This is a genomic window from Rubrivivax sp. A210, assembly GCF_904426505.1.
GTDB lineage: Bacteria > Pseudomonadota > Gammaproteobacteria > Burkholderiales > Burkholderiaceae_C > Rubrivivax.
Window position 1 is genome coordinate 242,058 of record NZ_CAJGBN010000001.1, and the last position, 26,199, is coordinate 268,256.

Sequence of the window (26,199 nt, forward strand, 5' to 3'; positions counted from 1 at the left end):
GCCCCGTGCTGGCGCCGCAACCCAACCGGGTTGCGGCGCCTTTTGCTTCATGTGGCCCGCTTCACCAGTTCCAGCGGCAGCTTGCGTGGCGTGGCGCCGTCGAGCAGCACGCGCACGCACAGCTCGCCCTTGCGGAAGGGGTCGTGCCTGATCGTCGTCAGGCCCGCGGCCGCGGCGGCCGGGATGTCGTCGAAGCCGACCAGGGCCACCACCTTGATGCCACGCCAGCCGCGCACCACGCGCTGGGCGGCCAGCGCGATGCGGTCGCTCATCGCCACCAGCGCCACGCGCGTGCCCGCTGCCAGCTGCGGGCGCAGTGCCGCCACCCGTTCGGCGGCCGTCTCGGGCGCCCAGTCGTCCACCGTCAGCCAGCGCATGCGTTCGCTCGGGAAGCCGGCCCGCAAGGCGCCCAGGGCATAGCCGGCGGCGCGCTCGGTGCCGACGAAGGCGGTGGCGGGCACCTCGCGCAGCAGGCCGGCGCGCCTGCCGGCTTGCGTCCGCGGTGGCTCGGAATGCGGCAGGCTCAGCACCACCACCACGTCGGGTGCGGCGGCCAGGGCGTGCGCCATCGCCAGTGCCGCGCCCTCACGATCCGGGATGCCCACCGAGGCGAAACCCGCCACCATCGAATCGACCAGCACCACCGGCTTGCCCGCCGCGTTCAGCTCGGGCACCAGCTCGGGGCCGATCTCGGCATGCACGATCATCGCGTCGGCCGTGGTCTGGAAGGCCGCGCCGAGCAGCAGCTTGCGGCCCATCTTGGGCACCAGCTGCAGTGTCAGCTGGCGCGCGTCAAGTTCCTTGGCGACGCCGGCCAGGAAGCGCAGGCTGGTCGGGTCCGACAGCGCGTAGCTCAGATCGTGGTGGAAGATCACGCCAACCTCATGCAGCCCGCCGCGGCGCAGTGCCCGGGCCCTGGGATCGGGCCCCCAGTAGCCCAGCTCGCGCGCCTTGCTCAGGATGCTGTCGCGCAATTCTTCCGAGAGCTGGCCCGGCCGGCTGAAGGCATTCGACACGGTGGTGCGGCTGACCCCCATCGCCTGCGCCACATGCTTGAGGGTGAGCCTGCCGCCGCCGTGGGCGTGCGGGGATGGTGCGTTGCGCGTGGAAGGAGGAACGGCCATGACGGGTTGGAATCTGTGTGCGTCAGCGGGCATTCCGGGGCCCGCTGCTGCCGGCTCGAATGCTGACGAGCTTTCGCCGCGGCGCAAGCCCGGACAGCCTGGGGAAAGCCCGGAGCAGGGGCAGATTGACTTTGTTCTTGATCGATCAAGAATAGCGCGATTCGACAGCGTCCGAACCGTTTCGGATGCCGCTCATTCTTCAGGAGAGCAAGATGGCAAAGACGATGACGCCGCGCAGCGTGGCGACTTTCGGCGCGGTGGCCTTGCTGCTGGCACCGGCCCTGCCGGCCGGCGCCGCCGAAGCCGGCAAGCTGCTGGTGTGGTTCAGCGTCGACGGCTCCAAGGGCGTGCAGAAGCTGGCCGAGGAGTTCACCAAGAAGACCGGCGTGCCGGTGACGGTGGAAGCGCCCGAGGACGGCCCCGGCAAGTTCCAGCAGGCCGCGGCTGCCGGCAAGGGCCCCGACATCTGGATCTGGGCCCATGATCGCATCGGCGAGTGGATCTCCGGCGGCCTGCTGCAGCAGGTGTCGCCCAGCAAGAAGCTGCTGGCCGACATCGACCCGCTGGCCCAGAAGGCCTTCACGGTGGGCGGCAAGCTCTGGGGCTATCCCTTCTCGATCGAGGCGGTCTCGCTGGTCTACAACAAGGCCCTCGTCAAGACCCCGCCCAAGAGCTTCGAGGATGTGATGGCGCTGGACAAGCAGTTGTCGGCCCAGGGCAGGAAGGCCATCCTGTGGGACTACACCAACACCTATTTCACCTGGCCGCTGCTGGCCGCCAACGGGGGCTATGCCTTCAAGCTCAAGCCCGACGGCACCTACGACGCCAATGACACCGGCGTCAACAACGCCGGCGCGCTCAAGGGCGTGGAACTGCTCAACAAGCTGCTGCGCGAGAAGTACATGCCCGAAGGCAGCGGCTATGCCGAGATGGAAGGCGGCATGGCCCAGGGCAAGGTCGCGATGATGATCAACGGCCCCTGGTCCTGGGACAACCTGCGCAAGGCCAAGATCGACTTCGGCGTGGCCCGCATCCCGACCGTCGGCGGCAAGAAGGCCGCGCCCTTCGTCGGCGTCAAGGGCATCATGATCAACAAGGCCACGCCCAACAAGGATCTGGCCGTGGAGTTCATCGAGAACTACATGCTCACGCCCAAGGGCCTGAAGACCATCAACGAGGCCGAGCCCATCGGCGCGCCGGCGAGCAAGGCCTTCTACGCCGAACTCAAGAACGATCCCAACATCGTGGCGGTGATGGAGTCGGCACAGGATGGCGCACCCATGCCCAACAACCCCGAGATGGGCCGCTTCTGGTCGGCCATGGTGTCGGCCCTGGGCAATGTGATGGAGGCCCGCCAGTCGCCCAAGGAAGCGATGGACGGCGCGGCCAAGCGCATCCTGTCCAAATAAGGCTGCCGGCCTGCCGGGAAGGCCTCCCGGCGGGGCCCATGGGTCTCGCCGGAGTCCTGCAGCGCGCGCATGTCCATGCGGAAGGCAATCGTGAGCAAGCCATCATCTGCAAGCCGCCTTGTCGGCCCCGCGCTGGTCGTCCTGGTCTGCCTGGCCGCGCTTTACCTGATAGGCCTGGTCTACGCCGTCGGCCAGACACTGCTGGCGGCCACGCTGCTGGTGATCGTGGCGCTGGCGCTGTGGACCTACACCTCGCGCCATACCTTGGCATTGCGCTACCTGTTCCCCGGCGTGGCCGCGGCAGTGATCTTCGTGGTCTTCCCGATGATCTACACGGTGGCCACCGGCTTCACCAACTACAGCTCGCGCAATCTGCTCGACCTCGAACGTTCGCGCCAGTACCTGCTCGACGAGACGATACGTGACGAAGGCCCGGCCTACGGCTTCACCCTGCACCGCGACCTGCACCAGTACCGCCTGCGCCTGGAGGACCTGGATGACGACAAGCGCGCCTTCGTTTCCAGCCCGCTGGCGCTGGCCAGACGCGCCGCGATCACCGTCGAGTTGCTGCCCGAGGCCGACGCCAAGACCGTGCTGGGCGACGCACTGACGCTCAAGGACGTGATCGCGCAACAGGCGGATTTGAAGAGCCTCGCCCTCAGGCTGCCCGACGGCAAGCTGCTGCGCATGACCTCGCTGCGCGAATTCGCCCAGGTGCGGCCGGCCTACAAGGTCAACCCCGACGGCACGCTGGTCAGCCAGGCCGACGGCGGCGTGCTCAAGCCCAATCCCACCACCGGCTTTTTCGAGACCGCCGCCGGCGAGGCCAAGGGCCCGGGGTTCAAGGTCAACATCGGCTTCGCGCACTACGCGCGCATCTTCACCGACCCCAAGTTCAGCGAACCCTTCATTCGCATCTTCATCTGGACGGTGCTGTTCTCGGGCCTGACCATCGTCTTCGCCGCCAGCATCGGCGTCTTCCTGGCCGTGCTGCTCAACTGGGAAGGCCTGCGCTTCAAGGGCGTCTACCGCCTCATGCTCTTCCTGCCCTATGCCGTGCCGGGGGTGATCTCCATCCTCATCTTCAAGGGCTTGTTCAACCAGAACCTGGGCGAGGTCAACCAGATCCTGGGCGCGCTGTTCGGCATCAAGCCGGCCTGGTTTGCCGATCCGCTGCTGGCCAAGACCATGCTGCTGATCGTCAACACCTGGCTGGGCTTTCCCTACATGATGGTGGTCTGCATGGGACTCATCAAATCGATCCCGTCAGACCTCTACGAGGCCTCGGCCGTGGCCGGCGCCGGGCCGTTGACCAATTTCTTCGTCATCACCGCGCCGCTGATCCTGAAGCCGCTGACGCCGCTTCTCATCGCTTCCTTCGCCTTCAATTTCAACAACTACGTGCTGATCGCCCTGCTCACCGGCGGCCGGCCCGACTTCCTGGACATCAGCGTGCCCGGCGGCACCACCGACATCCTGGTGTCCTACACGCTGCGCATGGCCTTTGGCGATTCGGGCCAGCAGTTCGGCCTGGCCTCGGCCATCTCGACGGTGATCTTCCTCATCGTTGCCGCCATCACCCTGCTGCAGATGCGCTTCACGCGCCTGGCGCAGGACGACAAGCGCTGAAGGGGGGCCCACACCATGGCCATGGTCGTCGACAAGTCCCAGCGCTGGCGCGTGCTGGCCGCGCACGCCTTCCTGATCTGCTTGTGCCTGCTGGTGATCTTCCCCTTCCTGGTGGTGCTTTCGGTGTCGTTCCGGCCCGGCAACTTCGCCTCGGGCAGCCTGCTCCCCACCACCATCAGCTTCGAGCACTGGCGCTATGCCTTCGGCCTGCCCTACCAGGCGGCCAACGGCCAACTGGTCGAGCCCGACCTGCCGGTCCTGCGCTGGCTCTGGAACTCCATCAAGGTGGCCACGCTCTCGGGCCTTGTCACGCTGCTGCTGTCCACCACCGCGGCCTATGCGCTGGCGCGCATGCGCTTCAAGGGGCGCTCACAGGTGCTCACCGGCCTGATGCTGATGCAGATGTTCCCGGCCGTGCTGGCCCTGGTGGCCATCTACGCCATCTTCGACCGCATCGGCGCGGCCTTCCCGGCCTTCGGCATCGATTCGCACTGGGCCTTGCTGCTGGCCTACTCGGGTGGCCTGGCCATGCATGTGTGGACCATCAAGGGCTATTACGAGACCATCCCGTATGAGATCGAAGAGGCGGCCAAGGTCGACGGCGCCTCGCCCTGGCAGGCCTTCCGCCTGGTGCTGCTGCCCATGGCCCTGCCCATCCTGGCGGTAGTCTTCCTGCTGTCCTTCATCGGCGTGGTCATCGAATACCCGGTGGCCTCGGTGCTGCTCAATCAGCAGGAAAATCTCACGCTGGCGGTGGGCATCAAGCTCTTCGTCAACGAGCACAACTTCAAGTGGGGCGATTTCGCCGCCGTGTCCATCCTCTCCGGCCTGCCCATCACGGTCGTCTTCCTGCTTGCGCAGAAATGGATGATCGCCGGGCTCACCGCGGGCGGCACCAAAGGCTGAGCGCCCGCGTCTTCCAGAGCCATTTCCAACACGCATGAGGAGTCAACGCATGAGCTTCCAACGCCATTCACTCGCCCGCCTGCTGGCCGCTGCCGGCCTCGCGCTGGCCGTTTCCGCGCCCGCACTGGCCGCGCCGCCCGAAGGCAAGATCGTCATCAACTACAACCGCTGCGACAAGAACTATGAGGGCTGGGGCGCCCACCTCTGGAAGTACCCCAGCTTTCCCCTGGAAGGCATCGAGTGGGGCAAGCCCATGCCGCCCAGCGGCACCAACGATTTCGGCGTCTTCTGGCAGGTTGACCTGGCCGCCTTCGGCAGCACCGGCAGCGTCAACTACATCATCCACAAGGGCGACATCAAGGAGCAGGGCGGCAAGGACATGAAGTTCGACGGCAAGACCAAGCGCGAGGCCTGGGTGCTCGGCGGCGACAGCAAGATCTATTTCAGTGCCGAAGACGCCGCCAAGGCCCGCGGCGAAAAGCCCTGCCCCTGAGCCGCGGCCGGCCCTGTCCGATGGCTCTGCCGCGCGCCTTCCGCGCCCCAAGCGCCTGCCTGGCCTCGGCCCTGCTGTGCGGCGCGCTCGCGGCCTGCGGCGGCGGGGGGGGCGGTGGTGCGGCGACCGAGCCACCGCCGGTAGACGTATCGGCCGTGGCCGCGGCCGACCCGGGCACGGCGCTGCCGGCCAGCTGGAAGAACGGCGCCTTCATGGAGATCCATGTGCGCGCCTACAAGGACAGCGACGGCGACGGCAAGGGTGACCTGCGCGGATTGATCCAGAGCCTGGATTACCTGCAAGGCCTGGGCATCACCGGCCTGTGGCTGATGCCCGTCACCGACAGCCAGGACCGTGACCACGGCTATTCGGTCAGCAATTACCGCGGCATCGAACGCGATTACGGCAGCCTGGCCGATTTCGACGAGTTGCTGGCCCAGGCCCATGCCCGCGGCATCGGCGTGATCATCGATTACGTCATCAATCACAGCGCCTTCGACAACCCGATATTCGCCCATTCGCGCAACTCGACGGCCAATGCCTACCGCGACTGGTACGTCTGGCAAGCCGTCGTGCCTGCCGGCTGGAGCATCTTCGGCAGCAACCCCTGGTACGGTGCCGGCACGGGCGCCTACTTCGCCGCCTTCTTCAGCCAGATGCCCGACTTCAACCTGCGCAACACGCAGGTGCTGGACTACCACCGCAGCAACCTGCGCTTCTGGCTCAACCGCGGCGTCGACGGCTTTCGCTTCGATGCCGTCGGCAACCTGGTCGAGAACGGCCCCGCGGCCTGGGAGAACCAGCCCGAGAACGATGAAGTGATGAACGCGATGCGCCAGGTCGTGGCCGGCTATGCCAACCGCTACATGGTCTGCGAGGCGCCGGGCGCGCCGCAGCGCTATGCCGCGCCCACCTCCTGCGGCGGCTCCTTTGCTTTCGGCCAGCAGTTCAACATGGTGAACGCGACCAGCGGCGATGTAGCAGCAGTGGCTGCCACTGCAACCTACTACAACACCGGTCCGACGAATCCCTCGGCGGCCACCTTGGCCGGTTTCCTGAGCAATCACGACAGCTTCGCCAGCTTCAATGGAAATCGTGTCTGGGACTGGGTCGGCGGCAACGCGGCCCGTTACCGCCTGGCCGCCGCCACCAATCTGCTGCAATCGACCACGCCCTTCATCTATTACGGCGAGGAAATCGGCATGGCGGGTGGCGCAGGCCTCAGCGGCGACCCGAAGCTGCGCACGCCGATGAGCTGGAACGGCAACGCCGTCAACGCCGGGTTCACGACCGGCCGGCCCTTCCGCGCACTCTCGGCCAATGTCGCTGCCAACAACGTGGCGGCACAAGAAGCCGACGCGAATTCGCTGCTCAGCTTCTACAAGGCAGTGATCTCGCTGCGCAAGTCGCGGCCCTCGCTGATGAGCGGCAGTTACGTGGCGGGTACGGCCAACGGCACCTTGGCGAGCTTCCGCCGCGTATTGGGTGCCGAACAAACCCTGGTGGTCTTCAATTACGGCAGCACGCCGGCCACGGCCACCATCGATGGCCTGCCGGCCGGCGTCACCCTGCCCCGCCTCTGGCCTGCCAGCGGCGGGGCGGGCAGTGTGGATGTCGCCGGCCAGGCCCGCATCGATCTGCAGGCCCAGAGCTTTGCCGTTTTCGCGGTCGGGCCCTGAGTCATCACCCACCTTGACGCAGCGGCCATGAAGAACCTGCATCCCCGGCTTGCCACCGCCCTGCTGCTGGCCGCCTTGCTGGCCGCTTGTGCGGCGCCGCAGTTCAGCCCCCCTGCCGCTCCCGCGTCACCTGTTGCCACTGCACCCACCGCCGCTGCACCGGCCCCGGCCGCCGCCCCCGCGCCGCGCCTGCCGCTGCAGGTGCCGGGGAGCTTTGCCGACAACCCCATCGTCTACTTCGTCGTCACCGACCGCTTCTACAACGGCAACCCCGGCAACGACGGCGCCTACGGCCGCAGGCGCGAGGACCAGCCCAAGGACGACGTCGGCACTTTCCACGGCGGCGACCTCGCCGGCCTCACGGCCAAGCTCAAGGAAGGCTGGTTCAAGGCCCTGGGCGTCAATGCGATCTGGATCACCGCGCCCTATGAGCAGATCCACGGCTGGGTGGTGGGCGGCAACAAGGAATTCAAGCATTACGCCTACCACGGTTATTACGCGCTCGACTACACCGTGCTCGACCGCGCCATGGGCACGCCCGACGAGCTGCGCGAAATGGTGGACACCGCCCACGCCCAGGGCATACGCATCCTCTTCGACGTGGTGATGAACCACCCGGGCTATCTCGACATCCAGACTGCGGTGGACCTGAAGGTGCCGGTGCTGTGGCCGGGGGCGCTGGAAAAGGCCAATCTGACGAACTACCACCGGCAGATCGACTACAACAACTTCGCCTTTGGCGACTGGTGGGGCCGCGCCTGGGTGCGCGCCGGCCTGCCGGGCTATATCGACGGCGGCAAGGACGACCTCACGGGCATGCTGGCCTATCTACCCGACTTCCGCACCGAGAGCACCGAGGCCGCCACCCTGCCCAGGTTCATCAAGAACAAGGCCGACACGCGCGCCGTCGACCTGCCGGGCACCACCGTGCGCGGCTACCTGGTGAAGTGGCTGTGCGACTGGGTGCGCGACTACGGCATCGACGGCTTCCGCGCCGACACCGTCAAGCACGTCGAGCCCGCGGCCTGGAGCGAACTCAAGGGCTCGTGCAGCCTGGCCCTGGCCGACTGGAAGCAGCGCAACCCGGCCAAAAAGGTCGACGACGCACCCTTCTGGATGACCGGCGAATACTGGGGCCACGGCCCCGAGCGCGGCAGGCTGCACGAGGCCGGCTTCGATTCGATGATCAATTTCGAATTCCAGGGCCGCGGCAGCGAATTCGCCCGCCCCGAAGGGCTGTTTGCCGGCTACGCCAGATTGCAGGCCGGCAAGCCGTCGCAGATGCTCAGCTACATCTCGTCGCACGACACCCGGCTCTTCCCGCGCGACCGCCTGCTCGAGGCCGGCAGTGCCCTGCTGCTGGCCCCTGGCGGTGTGCAGATCTACTACGGCGACGAGAGCGCGCGCCCGCCCGGCCCCGTGCCCAGCAGCGATCCGCAACAGGCCACGCGCTCCGACATGAACTGGGCCGGCATCGACCAGGCCGTGCTGCAGCATTGGCGGCGCCTGGGCGCCTTCCGCGCCCGCCATGTGGCGCTGGCCCGCGGTGAGCACCAGAAGCTGGCCGATGCACCCTATGTCTTCGGCCGCCTCGACCGCGCGAGCGGCGACCGCGTCGTCGTGGCGCTCGATGCGCCGGCCGGTGCCCGGCTGCCGGTGGGTGACTTCTTCGCCGAGGGCGAGGCCCTGACCGACGCCTACAGCGGCCAGCGCCTCACCGTCCAGGCCGGCACGGTGCAGTTGAATGCCGCCGCGCCCGCCGTGCTGCTGGAACGCCGCGCGCCCTGAGCGCGCGCAAACCATGAACCGATCATTGCCCGTCACGCCTAGACTCGTCGCTCATCCAAAGCGCTTCTGATCCATCAACACCCACCGAAGCACGCCATGTCACGCATAGACTTCAAGCAGGTTCACAAGCGCTACGCCCCCGGCCTGCCCACCACCATCAAGAACGCCAACCTGGTGATAGCGGACGGCGAGTTCTGCGTCTTCGTCGGCCCCTCGGGCTGCGGCAAGTCCACCCTGCTGCGCATGGTGGCCGGCCTGGAGGACATCACCGAGGGCGACCTGCTCATCGGCGGCGAGCGCGTCAATGACCTGCCGCCGGCCCAGCGCGGCGTGGCCATGGTGTTCCAGAGCTATGCGCTCTACCCGCACATGACGGTGGCCGAGAACATGGCCTTCGGGCTCCGGGTCAAGGGGGTTGCCAAGCCGGAGATCGAGCGCAAGGTGAAGGAGGCGGCCAACATCCTGCAGCTCGCGCCCCTGCTCGATCGCCAGCCCAAGGCGCTGTCGGGCGGCCAACGCCAGCGCGTGGCCATAGGCCGGGCCATCGTCACCGAGCCCAAGGTCTTTCTCTTCGACGAGCCGCTGTCCAACCTCGACGCCGCGCTGCGCGTGCAGACGCGGCTGGAGATCGCCAAGCTGCACCACGACATCGGCAGCGCGAGCATGATCTACGTGACGCATGACCAGGTCGAGGCCATGACCCTGGCCGACAAGATCGTGCTGCTGCACGCCGGCAAGCTGGTGGAAGAGCGCGGCAGCATCGCCCAGGTCGGCTCGCCCATGACGCTGTACCACCGCCCGGCCAGCCTCTTCGTGGCCGAGTTCATTGGCAGCCCCAAGATGAACGTGCTGCCGGCCACGATGGTCAGCGCCGAGGCGGCGCAATGCCTGATCGACGTTTCCGGCGTGCGGGTCCAGGTGGCGGTGGACGCGCGCCACATCGCCGCCGGCGCCAAGCTGAGCCTGGGCTTCCGGCCCGAGCATGTGGGCCTGGACGCCAGCGCAGCCGGCGCCGGCCTGCCGGTGCTGGTGCGCCATGTCGAGCGCCTGGGCGATGTCTCGCTGCTTTATGTGGACTACGGCAAGGCCTATGCGCATGTGCTGACGGTGCGCGTCGAAGGCAGCGTGCGCCCGGCCGTGGGCACCCAGCTCGAGCTGAAGCTGAGGCCCGAGAACCTGCACCTTTTCGACGAGGCCGGCCTGGCCTGCACCCGCACCGTGGAGCTGCCCGAATGAACGCACCCGCCGAACCCACCGCCCGCCTGCTGGCCGATGTCGGCGGCACCAATGCCCGCTTTGCCTGGCAGGCCGGTGCTGGCGCGCCCATAGGCGACGTCATCACCCTGCCCTGCGCCGACTTTCCCAGCCTGGCCGATGCCATCACCACCTATCTCGAGCGCCTGGGCCGCGCCGCGCCGGCGGCCTGCGCCATCGCCATCGCCAACCCGGTGACCGGCGACCAGGTCAAGATGACCAACCACCACTGGAGCTTCTCGATTGCCGCGCTGCGCCAGCAGTTCGGCTTTGCGCGGCTGCGCGTGCTCAACGACTTCACGGCGCTGGCGCTGGCGCTGCCGGCGCTGCTCCCCGACGAGTTGCGCCAGGTCGGCGGCGAGGCCGCGGTGGCCGATGCCGCCATCGCCCTCATCGGTCCCGGCACCGGCCTGGGCGTCTCGGGCCTGGTGCCCACCGGCAGCGGCGCCTGGGCGCCGCTGCAGGGCGAGGGCGGCCACGTCACGCTGGCGGGCTGCACGCCGCGCGAGCAAGCGGTGCTCAATCTCATCGCCACGCGCTACGGCCATGCCTCGGCCGAGCGTGCGGTCTGCGGCCAGGGCCTGGTCGACATCCACCTGGCGCTGCAGGCGCTGGATGCACCGCAGACCGTGCCGGTGGCGGTGGACGCCGCCGGCATCACCCAGGGCGCGCTGCAGGACGATGAGCCACGCTGCATCGAGGCCGTCAATCTGTTCTGCGCCTTCCTCGGCACCGCCGCCGGCAACCTGGCGCTGACCCTGGGCTCGCTGGGCGGCGTCTACATCGGCGGCGGCATCGTGCCCCGCCTGGGTGCCTTTTTCGCCGCCTCGCCCTTCCGCGAGCGCTTCGAGGCCAAGGGGCGCTTCCGCCCGCTGCTGGCGCGCATGCCGGTGTGGGTGATCGCGGCCGAGCAATCACCGGCGCTGCGCGGCGCCGCCAATGCACTGGACGCCGGCGGCGGCTGAAAGCCCTGCTCGCCCACAAGGAGAGTTTCCATGACCATCCATACCGTTGCCACCACCGCCTTTGCCGGCCAGAAGCCCGGCACCTCGGGCCTGCGCAAGAAGGTCACGGTCTTCATGCAGCCGGGCTATCTGGAGAACTTCGTCCAGGCCTTGTTCGACGGCCTGGAGGGCTGCGCCGGCCAGACCCTGGTGGTGGGCGGCGACGGCCGCTTCCACAACCGCGCCGCGGTGCAGACCCTGTTGCGCATGGCCGCCGCCCACGGCTTCGGCCGCGTGCTGGTGGGGCGCGGCGGCATTCTCTCGACGCCGGCGGCCAGCGCGGTGATCCGCAAGCACGGCGCCTATGGCGGGGTCATCCTCTCGGCGAGCCACAACCCGGGCGGGCCGGATGGCGACTTCGGCATCAAGTACAACATCGGCAATGGCGGCCCCGCGCCCGAGAAGATCACCGACGGCATCTACGCGCGCTCGCAGACGATCACCCACTACCGCATCAGCGATGCCAGCCCGGTGGACATCGACACCCTGGGCCGCAGCAGCATCGAACAGATGGTGGTGGAGGTCATCGACCCGGTGGCCGACTACGCGGCGCTGATGCAGGAATGCTTCGACTTCCCGGCCATCCGCCGCCTCTTCGCCGGTGGCTTCCGCATGCGCTTCGACGCCATGAACGCGGTCGGTGGCCCCTACGCCCACGCCATCGTCGAAGGCCTGCTCGGCGCGCCGGCCGGCACCGTGGTCAACGGCAGCCCGCTGGAGGACTTCGGCCATCTCCACCCCGACCCCAACCCGGTGAATGCCGAAGACCTGATCGCCCACATGTCGGCCACCGATGCGCCCGATTTCGGCGCCGCCACCGATGGCGATGCCGACCGCAACATGATCGTCGGCCGCGGCAGCGCGGGCGAGGCCTTTGCGGTGGCGCCCTCCGACAGCCTGGCCCTGCTGGCTGCCAATGCCACGCTGGTGCCGCGCTACCGCGGCGGCATCGCCGGCATCGCGCGTTCGATGCCCACCTCGGCGGCGGCCGACCGCGTCGCCCAGGCCCTGGGCATCCCCTGCCACGAGACGCCCACGGGCTGGAAGTTCTTCGGCAACCTGCTCGACGCCGGCGCAGTGACGCTGTGCGGCGAAGAGAGCTATGGCACGGGCTCGGAGCATGTGCGCGAGAAGGACGGCGTCTGGGCCGTCCTCTTCTGGCTCAACATCCTGGCCGCCACCGGCCAGTCGGTCGAGCAACTGGTGCGCGCGCACTGGGTCCGCTACGGCCGCAACGTCTATTCGCGCCACGACTACGAGGGCGTGGACAGCGCCGCCGCCGACACGCTGATGGCCGGTCTGCGCGCCCAGTTGCCGGCGCTGGCCGGCCAGGTGCTCGAAGGCCGCCGCATCGCCAAGGCCGACGACTTTGCCTACACCGACCCTATCGACGGCTCGCGCTCCGAGCGCCAGGGCGTGCGCATCCTGTTCGACGACGGCGCGCGCATCGTCTTCCGCCTCTCGGGCACCGGCACCGAGGGCGCGACGCTGCGCGTCTACCTCGAGGCCGTCGAGGCCGATGTGGCACGCCACCAGGTGCCAGCCCAGCAGGCGCTGGCGGGGCTGATCGCTGGCGCCGAGCAGCTGGCCCGCATCACCGAACTCACAGGCCGCGCCAGCCCGAGCGTGATCACCTGATCCCGGCCTGCCGCGCCCTCACCTTGCCGAAAGACCACCATGCTGGACTCCACCGAGATCGACCTCATCCGCAATGCCGCCCACGGCGACCCCTTCGGCGTGCTGGGCCTGCATGAACTGCCCGGCAACGGCCTCTGGCTGCGCTGCTTTCTGCCCGGCGCCAATCTGGTGGTGGTGCAGGACGGCGCCGGACGCCTGCTGCACCCGGGCCTGGTCAAGCGCCACGCCGATGGCGTTTTCGAGGGCCGTTTCGACGCCAAGCTGAGCCGTGCCGAAGTCGCCGACTACCGCCTGCTCGTCACCTGGCACGACGGCCAGCAGGGCGTGGTCGACGACCCCTACCGCTTCCCCCAGGTGCTGGGCGAGATGGATGTCTGGCTGATGGGCGAAGGCACGCACCTGCGTCCCTTCGAGGTGCTGGGCGCCACCCAGCGCGAGATGCTGGGCGTGGCGGGCACGGCCTTCGCGGTGTGGGCGCCCAACGCCACCCGCGTCAGCGTGGTCGGCGACTTCAACTTCTGGGACGGCCGCCGCCATGCGATGCGGCTGCGGCGCGAATGCGGCGTGTGGGAAATATTCCTGCCCGGCGTCGGCGCCGGCGCCGCCTACAAGTACGAGATCCGCAGCCGCGAAGGCCATCTGCTGCCGCAGAAGGCCGATCCCTTTGCGCTGCAGGCCGAACTGCGCCCGGCCACGGCCAGCATCGTCGGCGCCCTGCCGCCGCTGCTGCCGCCCTCGCCCGAGCGCCAGCGCGCCAATGCGCTGGACGCGCCCATGAGCATCTACGAGGTGCACCTGGGCTCGTGGCGGCGCAAGCCCGAGGAAGGCAACCGCTGGCTGACCTGGGACGAGCTGGCCGACACCCTGGTGCCCTATGCCGCCGACATGGGCTTCACCCACCTCGAACTGCTGCCGGTGAGCGAGCACCCCTTCGATGGCTCCTGGGGCTACCAGCCCGTGGGCCTGTACGCGCCCACCGCGCGCTTCGGCGATGCCGCGGGCTTTCGCCGCTTCGTCGACCGCTGCCATGCGGCCGGCATCGGCGTGCTGCTCGACTGGGTGCCGGCCCACTTTCCGAGCGATGCCCACGGCCTGGGCCACTTCGACGGCACGCCGCTGTACGAGCACGCCGACCCGCGCGAGGGCTTCCACCAGGACTGGAACACGCTGATCTACAACTTCGGCCGCACCGAGGTGCGCAACTTCCTGGTCGGCAATGCGCTTTACTGGGTCGAGCGCTACGGCATCGACGGCCTGCGCGTCGACGCCGTGGCTTCCATGCTCTACCGCGACTACAGCCGCAAGGCCGGCGAGTGGGTGCCCAACGTACACGGCGGGCGCGAGAACCTCGAGGCCATCTCCTTCCTGCAGCGCATGAACGAGGTCGTCGGCGTCGAGCGCCCGCAGGCGGTGACGCTGGCCGAGGAATCGACCGCCTTCCCGCAGGTCTCGCGCCCGGTCTATGCCGGCGGACTGGGCTTCCACTACAAGTGGAACATGGGCTGGATGCACGACTCGCTGCAGTACATCGAACGCGACCCGCTGTACCGCAAGCACCACCACGGCGAGATCACCTTCTCGATGGTCTATGCCTTCAATGAGAACTTCGTGCTGCCGATCTCGCACGACGAGGTGGTCCACGGCAAGGGCTCGATGCTGGCCAAGATGCCGGGCGACCGCTGGCAGCAGTTCGCCAACCTGCGCGCCTACTATGGCTTCATGTGGGGCCACCCGGGCAAGAAGCTGCTCTTCATGGGCTGCGAGTTCGCGCAGGACCGCGAGTGGAACCACGAGCAGAGCCTGGACTGGCACCTGCTGGAAGACCCCGCGCATGAGGGCGTGCGCCGCCTGCTGCGCGACCTGAACGCGCTCTACCGTGCCACGCCGGCGCTGCACCAGCGCGACTTCACGCCCGACGGCTTCGAGTGGATAGACCACGGCGACGCCGAGCGCTCGGTGATCAGCTTCGTGCGCCGCGGCAACGAGGCCGGCGCCTTCATCGTCGTCGTCTGCAACTTCACGCCGGCGGTGCATCAGGGCTACCGCCTGGGCGTGCCCGAGGCCGGCATCTACCGCGAGCGCATCAACACCGATTCCATGCACTACGGCGGCAGCAATGTCGGCGCGCCCTTCGGCGAGATCACCGCCCAGCCGGTGGCCTGGCAGGGCCGCGCCCACAGCATCGAGCTTGCGCTGCCGCCGCTGGCCACCGTGATCTTCGAGTGGCGTTCTGCCTGACCTTCCGCCAGGACCCCGACCATGCGTTTCCCCCGCGCCAGCGGCGTGCTGCTGCATCCTTCTTCCCTGCCCGGCCCCCACGGCGCCGGTGACCTGGGCCCGGCCGCCTACCACTTCGTCGACTGGCTGGTGGCCGGAGGCCAGAGCCTGTGGCAGATCCTGCCGCTGGGCGGCCTGGGCCCGGGCAACTCGCCCTATATGAGCAGCTCGGCCTTTGCCGGCAATGTGCTGCTGATAGCCCTGGACGAACTGCAGCAGCGCGGCTGGCTCGATGCCGACGACGTGGCGCCCGTGCCCGGCCTGGACGGCGAGCGCATCGATTTCGCCGCCATGGTGCCCCACCGCATGGAGCGCATGGCGCGCGCCGCGGCGCGCTTCGAGGCCCAGGCCACCGAGCAGGAGCGCGCCGAGCTGCAGGAGTTCTGCGCCGAGCACGGCAACTGGCTGGACGACTACGCCCTCTTCATGGCCCTGGCCGAGCACAACCAGCAGCGCGACTGGTGCGAGTGGGACGCCCCACTGGCCACGCGCAAGGCCGCAGCGCTGCGTGCCGCGCGCACCCAGCACGCCCAGCGCATTGCCTTCTGGGTCTTCTGCCAGTGGTGCTTCTACAGCCAGTGGGCGCGGCTCAAGGCCTATGCCAACGATCGCGGCGTCAGAATAGTTGGCGACGCGCCCATCTTCATCGCCCACCAGAGCGCCGAGGTCTGGGCCCAACCCAAGCTGTTCGAGCTGGACGAGGGTGGCCGCCCCACCGTGGTGGCCGGCGTGCCGCCCGACACCTTCAGCGCCACCGGCCAGCGCTGGGGCAACCCGCTCTACCGCTGGCGCGCCCATGCGCGCGAAGGCTATGCCTGGTGGGTGGAGCGCATACGCCGCAGCTTCGAGCTGGTGGACATCGTGCGCATCGACCACTTCCGCGGCTTTGCCGGGTACTGGGAGATCCCGGCCAGCGAGCCGACGGCGATGAACGGCCGCTGGGTGCCGGGGCCGGGCGAAGCCCTGTTCGAAGCCATCGCCGAGGCCCTGGGCCCGCTGCCCATCATCGCGGAGGATCTGGGCGTCATCACCCCCGATGTCGACGCGCTGCGCAAGCAGTTCGACTTCCCGGGCATGCGCATCCTGCAATTCGCCTGGGGCGAGAAGGGCGAGGCCGAGACCCGCTTCCTGCCGCACAGCCACGAAGCCGACACCGTGGTCTACACCGGCACCCACGACAACGACACCACGCTGGGCTGGTGGACGGGCGCGCCGGAGGAAATCCGCCACCACCTGCGCGAATACCTGGCCACCGACGGCCGCGATGTCGCCTGGGATTTGATACGCGCCGCCTGCGCCAGCGTCGGCGACATGGCCATCTACCCGATGCAGGACGTGCTCTCCCTGGGTGGCGAGCACCGCATGAACTTTCCCGGCAAGGGCGAGGGCAACTGGGGCTGGCGTTTTGGCTGGCAGCAGGTGCAGCCCGGCCATGCCCAGCGCCTGCGCCGCCTGTGCCAGCTCTACGAGCGCCTGCCCAAGGCCGTCTGAGGCCGGGCGCGGGCAAGGGGCAAGCCGCATGGATCAGCCAGCGAATGCAGGGAGCTTCGACCATGTGGATTGGTGCCGCAGCGCCAACATCTACGAGGTCAATCTGCGCCAGTACACGCCCGAGGGCACGTTTGCCGCCTTCGAGCACCACCTGCCGCGGCTGCGGGCCATGGGAGTACACATCCTCTGGCTGATGCCCATACAGCCCATAGGCAAGAAGGAGCGCAAGGGCACGCTGGGCAGCTACTACTCGGTGGCCGACTATGTGTCGGTCAACCCCGAGTTCGGCACGCTGGCCGATTTCAAGCGGCTCGTCGCCGCCATCCATGCCGCCGGCATGCGCGTGATCATCGACTGGGTGGCCAACCACACGGCCTGGGACCACGCCTGGGTGGCGCTGCACCCCGACTGGTACCAGCAGAACGCGGCCGGCGAGATCGGCTCTTGCGAGTACTTCAACGGCCGCGAAACCGAGAGCTGGACCGATGTGCTGGGCCTGGACTACCGCCAGGCGGCGCTGTGGCCTGCCATGACCGAGGCCCTGCTCTACTGGGTGCGCGAGTGCGATATCGACGGCTACCGCTGTGACGTGGCAAGCCTCGTGCCCACGCCCTTCTGGGAGCAGGCGCGCGATGCGCTCGAGGCCGTCAAGCCGGTCTTCATGCTGGCCGAGGCCTCCGACCCCGCGTTGCACCGCAAGGCCTTCGACATGACCTATGACTGGGAGCTGCTCGACGCGCTGCTCGCCAGCATCCAGGGCAAGGGCGCGCCGACGCTGCTGCTGCAGGGCTGGCTCGAGCGCCGCCAGGCCCACTACCCGGCCGACGCGCTGCGCATGAGCTTCACCAGCAACCACGACAAGAACAGCTGGGAAGGCCACGATGTCGAGCGCTTCGGCCCCGCCTTCCAGGTCTGCGCCGTGCTGGCCGCCACCCTGCCCGGCATGCCGCTGATCTATGGCGGCCAGGAGGCGGTGCTGGATCGCCGGCTGGCCTTCTTCGAGAAGGACGCCATCGCCTGGAAGGGCTGCGAGCTGGCGCCCTTCTACGCCGGACTGTTGAAGCTCAAGCACGAGCACCCGGCGCTGTGGAATGGCGCCGCCGGCGGCGATACCGAAGTTCTGGCCAGCGGCAGCGAGGCCGTCTTCGCCTTCCGCCGCCGCCGGGGCGACGACAGCGTCACGGTGCTGGCCAATCTCTCGGCCCAGGCGCAGACGGCGCGGGTCGAGGGGCAGGCCAAGGCGCTCGCACCCTGGTCCTGGCACATCGAGGCCTCGACACCCCGCGGCTGAGCGCCGGCCCACCACCCGACGAGGAACCCAGAACATGCCCACCGTGGGACACCGCCATCTGGACGCCGAACACTCCGAGTTCCGCGTCTACGCACCCGGCAAGAACAGCCTGGCCGTCGTGCTGCAGGCCGACGGCTCGCGCCACCCGCTTACGGCCGCCGCCGACGGCTGGTGGACCGGCCGCCTGCCGCGCCTGCTCGCCGGCACGCTCTACCGCATTGCGGTGGACGGCCGAGCCCTGCCAGACCCGGCCTCGCGCTACCAGCCCAAGGGCGTACACGGGCCTTCGATGGTGGTGGAGGTCGAGCCCGCCCACAGCCCCGGCTGGACCGGCGTGGCCATGGCCGACGCCATCATCTATGAGCTTCACCTGGGCACCTTCACGGCCGAGGGCACGCTGGCCGCGGCCCAGGCCCGCCTGCCCTATCTGCGTGACCTGGGCATCAACGTCGTCGAACTCCTGCCCATCGCGGCCTTTCCGGGCGAGCGCAACTGGGGCTACGACGGCACCTACCTGTTCGCGCTGCATGCCGGCTACGGCAGCTGGGCCGATCTCAAGGCCTTCATCGAGGCCGCCCACGAGCAGGGCCTGGCCGTGGTGCTGGACGTGGTCTACAACCATTTCGGCCCCGAGGGCAACTACGCCGGCGCCTTTGCCCCCTACACCAAGGCCGCGGCCACGCCCTGGGGCGCGGCGATCAACTTCGACGACGCCTGGAACCACGGTGTGCGCGAGTTCTTCCTCGAGAACCTGCGCTTCTGGCTCGAGGACGTCGGCTTCGACGGCCTGCGCATGGACGCGGTGTCGCTGATCTTCGACAACATGCCGGTGCACATCCTGCGCGAGTTCACCGACCTGGCGCGCGAGATCGCCCGCCGCCAGGAGCGCGAGATCATCACCATCGCCGAGCACCTGCGCAACAACCGCCACGTCACGGCCGACCCGGGCTTCAACTACCACGCGCAGTGGAACGACGACCTCAACCACGCCCTCTACGCCCATCTCACCGGCGAGACGGCGCGCCACTACGCCAACTTCGGGCGCTTCGACGACGTGGTGAAGGCGCTGCAATCGGGCTTCGTGCTCGACGGCACGCGGCTGTGCCACCACTACCACTACTTCCTGGGCACCGACGGGCGCCAGACCCAGGCCAGCGAGCATGTGGTGCACATCCAGGACCATGACCAGGTCGGCAACCGGCCGCTGGGCGACCGCATGATCGCCACCCACGGCCGCGACAAGGCACTGCTGGGCATCACCGCGGTGATGGCCAGCCCCTTCGTGCCCATGCTCTTCATGGGCGAGGAGTACGGCGAGACCGCGCCCTTCCTGTTCTTCGAGGACTTCTCCGACCCGGCCATCGTCGAAGGCTGCCGCGAGGGCCGCAAGGCCGATGTCGGCGGCCGGGTCGTGCCGCCCGACCCGCACGCGCGCAGCAGTTTCGTGGCCTCCAAGCTCAACTGGGCGCTGGCGGACAGCACAGGCGGCGCCGGCGTGCTCGACTACTACCGGCAGCTGATCGCGCTCAAGCGCAGCGGCTCCCTGGGGCCGCGCGACATGGCGGCGGTGAGGGTGCGCGGCGACGAAGCCAGCGGCCTCATCACCGTCGAGGCCCCGCGCACGCTGACCCTGATGAACTTCTCGGACCAGTCGTTGGAATGCCCTCTGCCACCGGGCTGGGTCCCCCAACTCTCCAGCGCCAGCGGTGCCACCAGCAACCGCCAGTTGCCGCCTTACACGGCCCTGATCTGCCGCCGCGCCTGACGGAGCCAAGCGCTTTGGGCCGGAGCGCCGAGCCGGAATCTGTGGCAATACGGCAACGTACCAATTGGTTAATTTCAGACTCTGACAGCTAGAGCATGGGGTTTACCCTATACTGCACTGCAACACGAACCGCTTTGGCCTCGTGTATGCAGAGAAGGAGTCATCACCATGACGAACCAACAAGCCCTCCCGTTCGAACGCCCCGTGCGCACCGCCAGCATCCACCCGTCGGTGGCCCTGGCCGCCATTGGTGCCGCCACCCTGGGGCTCATCCGCAAGCTGGACAACTGGCTGTTCGCTTCGCCGCTGGACACGCCGAGCAATGCCGCCGAGCTCGTGGCCCTGGCGGACCGCCTGGAAGAGTCGCAGCCCAGCTATGCCGCCGACCTGCGCGCCGCAGCGCTGCGCGCCCAAGGCCTCGACACGCAATAAGCCCCCAGAGCGACCCGGGCCGCAGGCACACGGAGGCAGTCTCCAGGGACTGCCCCGTGACCGGGCTCAGGCCGAGATGTTGTCGATCATCGGCTGGGTGATCAGGCAAACGCCCTTGTCGGTGCGGCGGAAGCGGCTGGCATCCAGCGCCGGGTCTTCGCCCACCACCAGGCCCTCCGGTATGACCACCCCGCGGTCTATCACCACACGCTTCAGGCGCGCGTTCCGGCCCACCGTCACATAGGGCAGGATCACCGCTTCGTCGATGGTGGAATAGGAATTGGCGCGCACGCCGGTGAAGAGCAGCGAACGCCGCAGCTCGGTGCCCGAGACGATGCAACCACCCGAGACCAGCGAGCTGATGGCGTGGCCGCGACGGCCGTCCTCGTCGTGGACGAACTTGGCCGGCGCCGTGAGTTCGCTGTAGGTCCAGATGGGCCAGTCGGTGTCGTAGATGTCCAGCGCCGGCATGATGGCCGTGAGGTCGATATTGGCCTCCCAGTAGGCGTCGACCGTGCCGACATCGCGCCAGTAGGCCTCGGATTCGTGGGCCGAGCGCACGCAGCTGGCGCTGAAGCGGTGGGCCACGGCCTTGCCGCTCTTCACCACATGCGGAATCAGGTCCTTGCCGAAATCGTGGTCGGAGCTGGGGTTGGCCGCGTCGGCCTTGAGCAGGTCGAACAGAAACTTGGTGTCGAAGACATAGATGCCCATCGAGGCCAGCGCCATGTCGGGCCGGTCGGGGATGCCCGGGGGATCGGCCGGCTTCTCGATGAAGCTCTTGATGGTGTCGTGCTCGTCAACGTGCATGACGCCGAAGCCGGTGGCCTCCATGCGCGGCACCTCCAGGCAGCCCAGCGTGACATCGGCGCCGCTGTCCACATGCTGCTGCAGCATGACCTCGTAGTCCATCTTGTAGATGTGGTCGCCGGCCAGCACCACGATGTAGCGCGGCGAATAGCTCTCGACGATGTCGATGTTCTGGAACACGGCGTCGGCCGTGCCACGGTACCAGGCGTCCTCGGACACGCGCTGGCTGGCCGGCAGGATGTCGAAGCTCTCGTTGCGCTCGGCGCGCAGAAAGCTCCAGCCGCGCGTGAGGTGGCGGATCAGGCTGTGCGCCTTGTACTGCGTGGCCACGCCGATGCGGCGGATGCCGGAATTGAGCGCGTTGGACAGCGCGAAATCGATGATGCGCGTCTTGCCGCCGAAAAAGACGCCGGGCTTGGCGCGCCGGTCGGTCAGCTCCATCAAACGGCTGCCGCGGCCGCCGGCCAGCACGAAGGCCATGGCGTCGCGCGCCAGGCGTGAGGATTTCTGGTTGGCGCTCATGGCGTCTCCTGGTGCGGGCGGTCTGGGCGGTCTGGGCGAAAAGGCCCGGGCGTGGACGAAAAAGCGGGCCGGCGCTCAGGCCGGCAGCTTGGGCGTGCGGCGAAAGGCCTTGCCGGCCGCATCGAAGAGATGGCAGTGCTCGGCGCGCAGGCGCAGCGTGATGGCCTCGCCCGAAGCCTGCATCGCATGGCCTTCCAGGCGCAGCGTCACCAGCGGCGCGTCGGGCGCGATGTCCATGTAGAGCAGCGATTCGTCGCCCAGGCGCTCCATCTGGCGCAGCTTCACATGCACCTTGCAGCCCTCGCCGTCTTCGCCGGCCAGCAGGTGCTCGGGGCGGATGCCGATGCTGATGGGCGAGCCGGCCGCGGTGCCGCGGGCGTCCACCGCCACCGTGATCTGCTCGCCGTGGACTTCGACCACCGCGTGCTCGGGCTCGGCGCGCACCAGCTTGCCGGGCATCACGTTCATCTTGGGGCTGCCGATGAATTCGGCGACGAAGAGGTTCTGCGGCCGGTGGTACAGGTCCATCGGCGTGCCGAACTGGGCCACGCTGCCCTCTTCCTGCACGCCCTTGCCGGCGCGCAACAGCACGATCTTGTCGGCCAGCGTCATGGCCTCGACCTGGTCGTGCGTCACGTAGATCATGCTCGAGCGGCCGATGTCGTGGTGCAGCTTGGCGATCTCCAGCCGCGTCTGCACGCGCAATGCGGCGTCCAGGTTGGACAGCGGCTCGTCGAAGAGAAAGACATCGGGCTCTTTGACGATGGCGCGGCCGATGGCCACGCGCTGGCGCTGGCCGCCCGACAGCGCCTTGGGCAGGCGGTCCAGCAGGGCGCCGAGCTGCAGGATGTCGGCCGCCTTCTTGACCTTGCGCTCGATCTCGGCCTTGTCGGCGCCCATCACCTGCAGGCCGAAGGCCATGTTCTGCGCCACCGTCATGTGCGGGTAGAGCGCATAACTCTGGAACACCATGGCCACGCCGCGCTTGGCCGGCGGCAGGTCGTTGACGCGCTTGTCGGCGATGCTGATGTCGCCCGAGGTGATGGACTCCAGCCCCGCCACCATGCGCAGCAGCGTGGATTTGCCACAGCCCGACGGCCCCACGAAAACGCAGAAATCGCCCTGGCCAATGGCCAGGTTGGCGTTGTTGATGGTTAGCGCCAGGCCCGGGGCGTACTGCTTGCAGACGTTCTTGAAGTCGATGCGTGACATGGCTCGCTCTTGGGGTGTGGGGGTGGCGTGTGGGGTCAGGCCAGGCGCGCGTGGAGCACGCCCCAGGCGTCGAAGTCGAGGCGGCCGTCGACCACCCGGCCCCCGCTGGCGCCGCTGCCCTCGAGCGGTGTCAGCGCACCGGGTGCGGCCAGCGTGGCCGGGCCATCGCTGAAGTTGAAGGCGCACAGCAGGCGCTGCCCCTGGTGGCTGCGCACGAAGGCCAGCACCTGGGGATGGCGGGGCAGCAGTTCCATCTCGCCATGCACGAGGGCCGGCTGGGTGCGGCGCCAGGCCAGCAACTGGCGGTAGAAGTTCAGCAGCGATTGCGGATCGCCCTCCTGGCGGTCAACGGCCAGAGCTCGCTGGCTCTCGGCCACCGGCAGCCAGGGCCGCGCACCGTGGGCCGTGCCGCCGAAGCCGAGGTCGGGCGGCCCGGCCTCCCAGGGCATGGGCGTGCGGCAGCCGTCGCGGCCCTTGAACTCGGGCCACATCGTGATGCCGTAGGGATCCTGCAAATCCTCGAAGGCGATCTCGGCCTCGGGCAGGCCCAGTTCGTCGCCCTGGTAGATGCACAGCGAGCCGCGCAGGCTGGCCTGCAGCGCGGCGGCGGCCCTGAGCAAGGCAGGCAGGGCCGCCGGCGCCGCCACTCCACTCCAGCGCGTGGCCACGCGCGTGATGTCGTGGTTGCTGATCGCCCAGCAGGGCCAGCCGCTGCCCGCGACCTCGGCAAAGCGCGCGAACACGCGGTGCAGGAAGGGCGCGTCGTGAGCCGTGCCCAGCAGGTCGAAGCAGTAGGCCATGTGCAACTTGTCGCCACCGCTGGTGTACTCGGCCACGCGCGCCAGGCCGTCGTCGTCGCCGATCTCGCCCACCATGGTGGTGTCGGGGTAGGCGTCGACCAGCGCCCGCAGGCGCTGCAGGAAGGCCAGGTTCTCGGGCTGGCTCTTGTCGTGGCGGTGCCACTGCCAGCCATAGGGGTTGGCTGCGGGCACGGCGGGGTCGCTGCCGTCGGGCGCGCCGCGCGCCGGGTTGTCGCGCAGCAGGCGGTCATGGAAATAGAAGTTGACGACATCGAGCCGGTAGCCGTCGACGCCGAAATCGAGCCAAAACTTCACGCAGTCCAGCACCGCCTGCTGCACCTCGGGGTGGTGGAAGTTGAGGTCGGGCTGGCTGGTGAGGAAGTTGTGCAGGTAGTACTGCCTGCGCCGCGTGTCCCACTGCCAGGCGCTGCCGCCGAAGATGGACAACCAGTTGTTGGGCGGCGTGCCGTCGTCCCTGGCATCGGCCCAGACATACCAGTCGGCGCGCGCATTGCTGCGGCTGGCGCGGCTCTCGACGAACCAGGGGTGCTGGTCGGAGGTGTGCGAATAGACCTGGTCGACCATCACTTTCAGGCCGAGCGCGTGGGCGCGGTCGACGAGGGTGCGGAAATCGGCCAGGGTGCCGAACATCGGGTCGACATCGCGGTAGTCGCTGATGTCGTAGCCGAAGTCCTTCATCGGGCTCTTGAAGAAGGGCGAGAGCCAGATCGCGTCGGCGCCCAGGCGCGCCACATGCTCGAGCCGCCGCGTGATGCCCGGCAGGTCGCCGATGCCGTCGCCATTGCTGTCCTGGAAGCTGCGCGGGTAGATCTGGTAGATGACGCCGCCGCGCCACCAGCCGTTGTTGGCTGCCTTCATGGCGACATCAACCCTTGACAGCGCCGGCCGTCAGGCCCGAGACGATCTTGCGCTGGAACAGCAGCACCAGGATCACCAGCGGCACCGTCACGATCACCGAGGCAGCCATGATGCTGCCCCAGGGCACCTCGAAAGCGGTGGCGCCGGTGATGAGCGAGATGCTCACCGGCACCGTGCGCTCGGTGTCCTCGTTGACGAAGGTCAGCGCAAACAGGAACTCGTTCCAGGCGCCGATGAAGGCGAGCAAGCCGGTGGACACCAGGGCCGGCCACAGCAGCGGCATGAAGACCTGGAAGATGATGCGTATGGGGCCGCAGCCGTCCATGATGGCGGCCTCTTCCAGCTCCTTGGGCAGGCCGCGCATGAAGGTGGTGAGCACCCAGACCGTGAAGGGCAGCGTGAAGATCGTGTAGGGCACGACGAGGCCGATGGCGCGGTTGTAGAGGCCGATGGCCTGCATCAGCTCGAACATGCCCGACAGCACCGCCACCTGCGGGAACATCGACACCGCCAGGATCAGCAGCAGCAGCGTGGCCTTGCCCTTGAACTGGATGCGGCCCAGCGCATAAGACGCGGTGATGGCCATCAAGAGCGCCACCGTCACCGTCACCGTCGACACCATCACCGAATTGAGCAGGTGGCGCCCGAAGGGCTGGCGGCCCTCGAACAACTGCACGTAGTTGCGGATGGTCGGTTCCTTGGGCAGCAGCGAGGTGTCGAAGAGCGCAGTGCCGGTCTTGAACGAGGTCGCCACCGTGTACAGGAAGGGGTAGACCGAGATCACGACCACGAGGGCCGCGAGCGCGTACAGCACGATGCTGCCGAGGAGGGGGCGCTGGTCATTCAATTCGATTCCTCCGACAGCTTGACCCGCGCCGCGCGCATGAAGAGCACGGCCGAGATGAAGATGATCAGCGTCAGCGAGGTCGAGGCCGCCGAGCCGAAGCCGAGGTTGCCGTTGTCGACCATCTCGCGGCGCACGAAGCCCGACATGCTGATGGTGCTGCCGCTGTTGGAGGTGAGCACGAAGATGAGGTCGAAGATGCGCAGCGCGTCGAGCAGGCGGAAGATCACCGCCACCATCAGCGCGTGCTTGATCAGCGGCAGCGTGACCTTAAAGAACACGCGCAGCGGGTGTACGCCATCGACGCGCGCCGCCTCGTAGCAATCTTTCGGCAGGGTCTGCAGCGCGGCCAGGATGAGCAAGGCCATGAAGGGCGTGGTCTTCCAGACGTCGACGGCCACCACCGTCCACAGCGCATAGGCGGGGTCGGCGGTCCAGGCGATCTTCTGCGCGATCAAGCCCCAGTCGACCAGGATCTGGTTGATGAGGCCGAACTGGTCGTGCAGCATCCAGCCCCACATCTTGGCCGAGACGATGGTCGGGATGGCCCACGGCACGAGCACCGCGGTACGCACCAGCATGCGGCCCTTGAACTCCTGGTTCAGCAGCATCGCCACGCCCAGGCCGGCCAGCGTCTCCAGGATCACCGAGACGATGGAGAACTTGAAGGTGTTGGCGATGGCCGTGCCCCAATCGCTGGCCCAGAAGCCGTCGGTGTAGTTGGGGTTGAAGAAAAGCCCGTACTCGCCGATGAAATTGCCCAGCCCGACGAAGCGGCTGGCCGACATGTCGTTGATGTTGGTCTCGGTCAGGCTGAACCAGATCGAGCGGGCCAGCGGCCAGCCCGCGACCAGCGCCATCAGGGCCAGCATGGGGACGAGAAAAGTCCAGGCGGTGCGCGTGCGGTCGTTCATGGCGTCCTCGGGCAGGGCTGAGGGGGCGACGGCGGCTC

The 26,199-nt window shown here is 68.3% G+C and carries 20 protein-coding genes; 14 read left to right on the forward strand and 6 right to left on the reverse strand.

What is annotated here, in order from left to right; all coding sequences use genetic code 11:
* Positions 1–47: 47 nt before the first annotated feature.
* The gene (locus JMV16_RS01070) at positions 48–1,124 is read right to left on the reverse strand and encodes a LacI family DNA-binding transcriptional regulator (RefSeq protein WP_201492302.1); all 1,077 of its coding nucleotides are present in this window, start codon (positions 1,122–1,124) and stop codon (positions 48–50) included.
* A gap of 212 nt (positions 1,125–1,336) precedes the next feature.
* Here JMV16_RS01070 and malE point away from each other — a divergent pair, with 212 nt between their 5' ends.
* The 14 genes from malE (at position 1,337) to JMV16_RS01140 (ending at position 20,180) form a co-directional block, all read left to right on the forward strand.
* The gene (gene malE, locus JMV16_RS01075) at positions 1,337–2,533 is read left to right on the forward strand and encodes a maltose/maltodextrin ABC transporter substrate-binding protein MalE (RefSeq protein WP_236580295.1); all 1,197 of its coding nucleotides are present in this window, start codon (positions 1,337–1,339) and stop codon (positions 2,531–2,533) included.
* Positions 2,534–2,623: 90 nt separating this feature from the next.
* Positions 2,624–4,162, forward strand: a complete 1,539-nt coding sequence (gene malF, locus JMV16_RS01080; protein WP_236580296.1) for a maltose ABC transporter permease MalF — start codon at positions 2,624–2,626, stop codon at positions 4,160–4,162.
* 15 nt (positions 4,163–4,177) lie between these two features.
* A complete protein-coding gene (gene malG, locus JMV16_RS01085; RefSeq protein WP_201492303.1) occupies positions 4,178–5,068 on the forward strand; it encodes a maltose ABC transporter permease MalG in 891 nt (296 codons plus the stop codon).
* Positions 5,069–5,117: 49 nt separating this feature from the next.
* Positions 5,118–5,561 (forward strand): pullulanase-associated domain-containing protein, encoded by a 444-nt coding sequence (locus JMV16_RS01090; protein WP_201492304.1) that lies wholly within the window; start codon positions 5,118–5,120, stop codon positions 5,559–5,561.
* Positions 5,562–5,581: 20 nt separating this feature from the next.
* Positions 5,582–7,240, forward strand: coding sequence for an alpha-amylase family glycosyl hydrolase (locus JMV16_RS01095; protein WP_201492305.1), 1,659 nt, complete (start codon positions 5,582–5,584; stop codon positions 7,238–7,240).
* Positions 7,241–7,267: 27 nt separating this feature from the next.
* A complete protein-coding gene (locus tag JMV16_RS01100) occupies positions 7,268–9,028 on the forward strand; it encodes an alpha-amylase family glycosyl hydrolase (RefSeq protein ID WP_201492306.1) in 1,761 nt (586 codons plus the stop codon).
* A 96-nt stretch (positions 9,029–9,124) separates the two neighbouring features.
* On the forward strand, positions 9,125–10,264 hold the full coding sequence (locus JMV16_RS01105; protein ID WP_201492307.1) for an ABC transporter ATP-binding protein: 1,140 nt from the start codon (positions 9,125–9,127) through the stop codon (positions 10,262–10,264).
* Positions 10,261–11,247, forward strand: coding sequence for a glucokinase (locus tag JMV16_RS01110; protein WP_201492308.1), 987 nt, complete (start codon positions 10,261–10,263; stop codon positions 11,245–11,247). Before JMV16_RS01105 ends, JMV16_RS01110 begins: the two co-directional genes overlap by 4 nt.
* Positions 11,248–11,277: 30 nt before the next feature.
* A complete protein-coding gene (locus JMV16_RS01115; protein ID WP_201492309.1) occupies positions 11,278–12,924 on the forward strand; it encodes an alpha-D-glucose phosphate-specific phosphoglucomutase in 1,647 nt (548 codons plus the stop codon).
* A 39-nt stretch (positions 12,925–12,963) separates the two neighbouring features.
* On the forward strand, positions 12,964–15,162 hold the full coding sequence (glgB, locus tag JMV16_RS01120) for a 1,4-alpha-glucan branching protein GlgB (RefSeq protein WP_201492310.1): 2,199 nt from the start codon (positions 12,964–12,966) through the stop codon (positions 15,160–15,162).
* Positions 15,163–15,183: 21 nt separating this feature from the next.
* Positions 15,184–16,692 (forward strand): 4-alpha-glucanotransferase, encoded by a 1,509-nt coding sequence (malQ, locus tag JMV16_RS01125; RefSeq protein ID WP_201492311.1) that lies wholly within the window; start codon positions 15,184–15,186, stop codon positions 16,690–16,692.
* Between the two features lie 28 nt (positions 16,693–16,720).
* The gene (locus JMV16_RS01130) at positions 16,721–17,983 is read left to right on the forward strand and encodes an alpha-amylase family glycosyl hydrolase (RefSeq protein WP_201492312.1); all 1,263 of its coding nucleotides are present in this window, start codon (positions 16,721–16,723) and stop codon (positions 17,981–17,983) included.
* A gap of 34 nt (positions 17,984–18,017) precedes the next feature.
* A complete protein-coding gene (treZ, locus tag JMV16_RS01135; RefSeq protein ID WP_201492313.1) occupies positions 18,018–19,748 on the forward strand; it encodes a malto-oligosyltrehalose trehalohydrolase in 1,731 nt (576 codons plus the stop codon).
* Positions 19,749–19,916: 168 nt separating this feature from the next.
* The gene (locus JMV16_RS01140; RefSeq protein WP_201492314.1) at positions 19,917–20,180 is read left to right on the forward strand and encodes a hypothetical protein; all 264 of its coding nucleotides are present in this window, start codon (positions 19,917–19,919) and stop codon (positions 20,178–20,180) included.
* Positions 20,181–20,246: 66 nt separating this feature from the next.
* Here the strand turns inward: JMV16_RS01140 and glgC are convergent, their stop codons facing one another.
* The 5 genes from glgC to JMV16_RS01165 all read right to left on the reverse strand — a co-directional run bounded on the left by glgC (position 20,247) and on the right by JMV16_RS01165 (position 26,161).
* Positions 20,247–21,512, reverse strand: a complete 1,266-nt coding sequence (gene glgC / locus JMV16_RS01145; RefSeq protein WP_201492315.1) for a glucose-1-phosphate adenylyltransferase — start codon at positions 21,510–21,512, stop codon at positions 20,247–20,249.
* Between the two features lie 75 nt (positions 21,513–21,587).
* Positions 21,588–22,724 (reverse strand): ABC transporter ATP-binding protein, encoded by a 1,137-nt coding sequence (locus JMV16_RS01150; RefSeq protein ID WP_201492316.1) that lies wholly within the window; start codon positions 22,722–22,724, stop codon positions 21,588–21,590.
* A gap of 35 nt (positions 22,725–22,759) precedes the next feature.
* Positions 22,760–24,403, reverse strand: a complete 1,644-nt coding sequence (locus JMV16_RS01155; RefSeq protein ID WP_201492317.1) for an alpha-glucosidase family protein — start codon at positions 24,401–24,403, stop codon at positions 22,760–22,762.
* A gap of 7 nt (positions 24,404–24,410) precedes the next feature.
* The gene (locus JMV16_RS01160; RefSeq protein ID WP_201492318.1) at positions 24,411–25,250 is read right to left on the reverse strand and encodes a carbohydrate ABC transporter permease; all 840 of its coding nucleotides are present in this window, start codon (positions 25,248–25,250) and stop codon (positions 24,411–24,413) included.
* Positions 25,247–26,161 carry a carbohydrate ABC transporter permease gene (locus JMV16_RS01165; RefSeq protein WP_201492319.1) on the reverse strand — a complete coding sequence of 305 codons (915 nt, stop codon included), beginning with the start codon at positions 26,159–26,161 and terminating at the stop codon, positions 25,247–25,249. The genes JMV16_RS01160 and JMV16_RS01165 overlap by 4 nt, the downstream gene beginning before the upstream one ends.
* Between the last annotated feature and the right edge of the window lie 38 nt (positions 26,162–26,199).

Bases quoted from the DNA above. Each gene is read 5' to 3' on its own strand.
- JMV16_RS01165 (WP_201492319.1), bottom strand. From the start codon at position 26,161: ATGAACGACCGCACGCGCACCGCCTGGACTTTTCTCGTCCCCATGCTG.
- JMV16_RS01150 (WP_201492316.1), bottom strand. From the start codon at position 22,724: ATGTCACGCATCGACTTCAAGAACGTCTGCAAGCAGTACGCCCCGGGC.
- glgC (WP_201492315.1), bottom strand. From the start codon at position 21,512: ATGAGCGCCAACCAGAAATCCTCACGCCTGGCGCGCGACGCCATGGCC.
- malQ (WP_201492311.1), top strand. From the start codon at position 15,184: ATGCGTTTCCCCCGCGCCAGCGGCGTGCTGCTGCATCCTTCTTCCCTG.
- JMV16_RS01115 (WP_201492309.1), top strand. From the start codon at position 11,278: ATGACCATCCATACCGTTGCCACCACCGCCTTTGCCGGCCAGAAGCCC.
- malE (WP_236580295.1), top strand. From the start codon at position 1,337: ATGGCAAAGACGATGACGCCGCGCAGCGTGGCGACTTTCGGCGCGGTG.
- JMV16_RS01155 (WP_201492317.1), bottom strand. From the start codon at position 24,403: ATGAAGGCAGCCAACAACGGCTGGTGGCGCGGCGGCGTCATCTACCAG.
- JMV16_RS01100 (WP_201492306.1), top strand. From the start codon at position 7,268: ATGAAGAACCTGCATCCCCGGCTTGCCACCGCCCTGCTGCTGGCCGCC.
- JMV16_RS01090 (WP_201492304.1), top strand. From the start codon at position 5,118: ATGAGCTTCCAACGCCATTCACTCGCCCGCCTGCTGGCCGCTGCCGGC.
- JMV16_RS01110 (WP_201492308.1), top strand. From the start codon at position 10,261: ATGAACGCACCCGCCGAACCCACCGCCCGCCTGCTGGCCGATGTCGGC.
- JMV16_RS01070 (WP_201492302.1), bottom strand. From the start codon at position 1,124: ATGGCCGTTCCTCCTTCCACGCGCAACGCACCATCCCCGCACGCCCAC.
- JMV16_RS01105 (WP_201492307.1), top strand. From the start codon at position 9,125: ATGTCACGCATAGACTTCAAGCAGGTTCACAAGCGCTACGCCCCCGGC.
- glgB (WP_201492310.1), top strand. From the start codon at position 12,964: ATGCTGGACTCCACCGAGATCGACCTCATCCGCAATGCCGCCCACGGC.
- treZ (WP_201492313.1), top strand. From the start codon at position 18,018: ATGCCCACCGTGGGACACCGCCATCTGGACGCCGAACACTCCGAGTTC.
- JMV16_RS01130 (WP_201492312.1), top strand. From the start codon at position 16,721: ATGGATCAGCCAGCGAATGCAGGGAGCTTCGACCATGTGGATTGGTGC.
- JMV16_RS01095 (WP_201492305.1), top strand. From the start codon at position 5,582: ATGGCTCTGCCGCGCGCCTTCCGCGCCCCAAGCGCCTGCCTGGCCTCG.
- JMV16_RS01140 (WP_201492314.1), top strand. From the start codon at position 19,917: ATGACGAACCAACAAGCCCTCCCGTTCGAACGCCCCGTGCGCACCGCC.
- malG (WP_201492303.1), top strand. From the start codon at position 4,178: ATGGCCATGGTCGTCGACAAGTCCCAGCGCTGGCGCGTGCTGGCCGCG.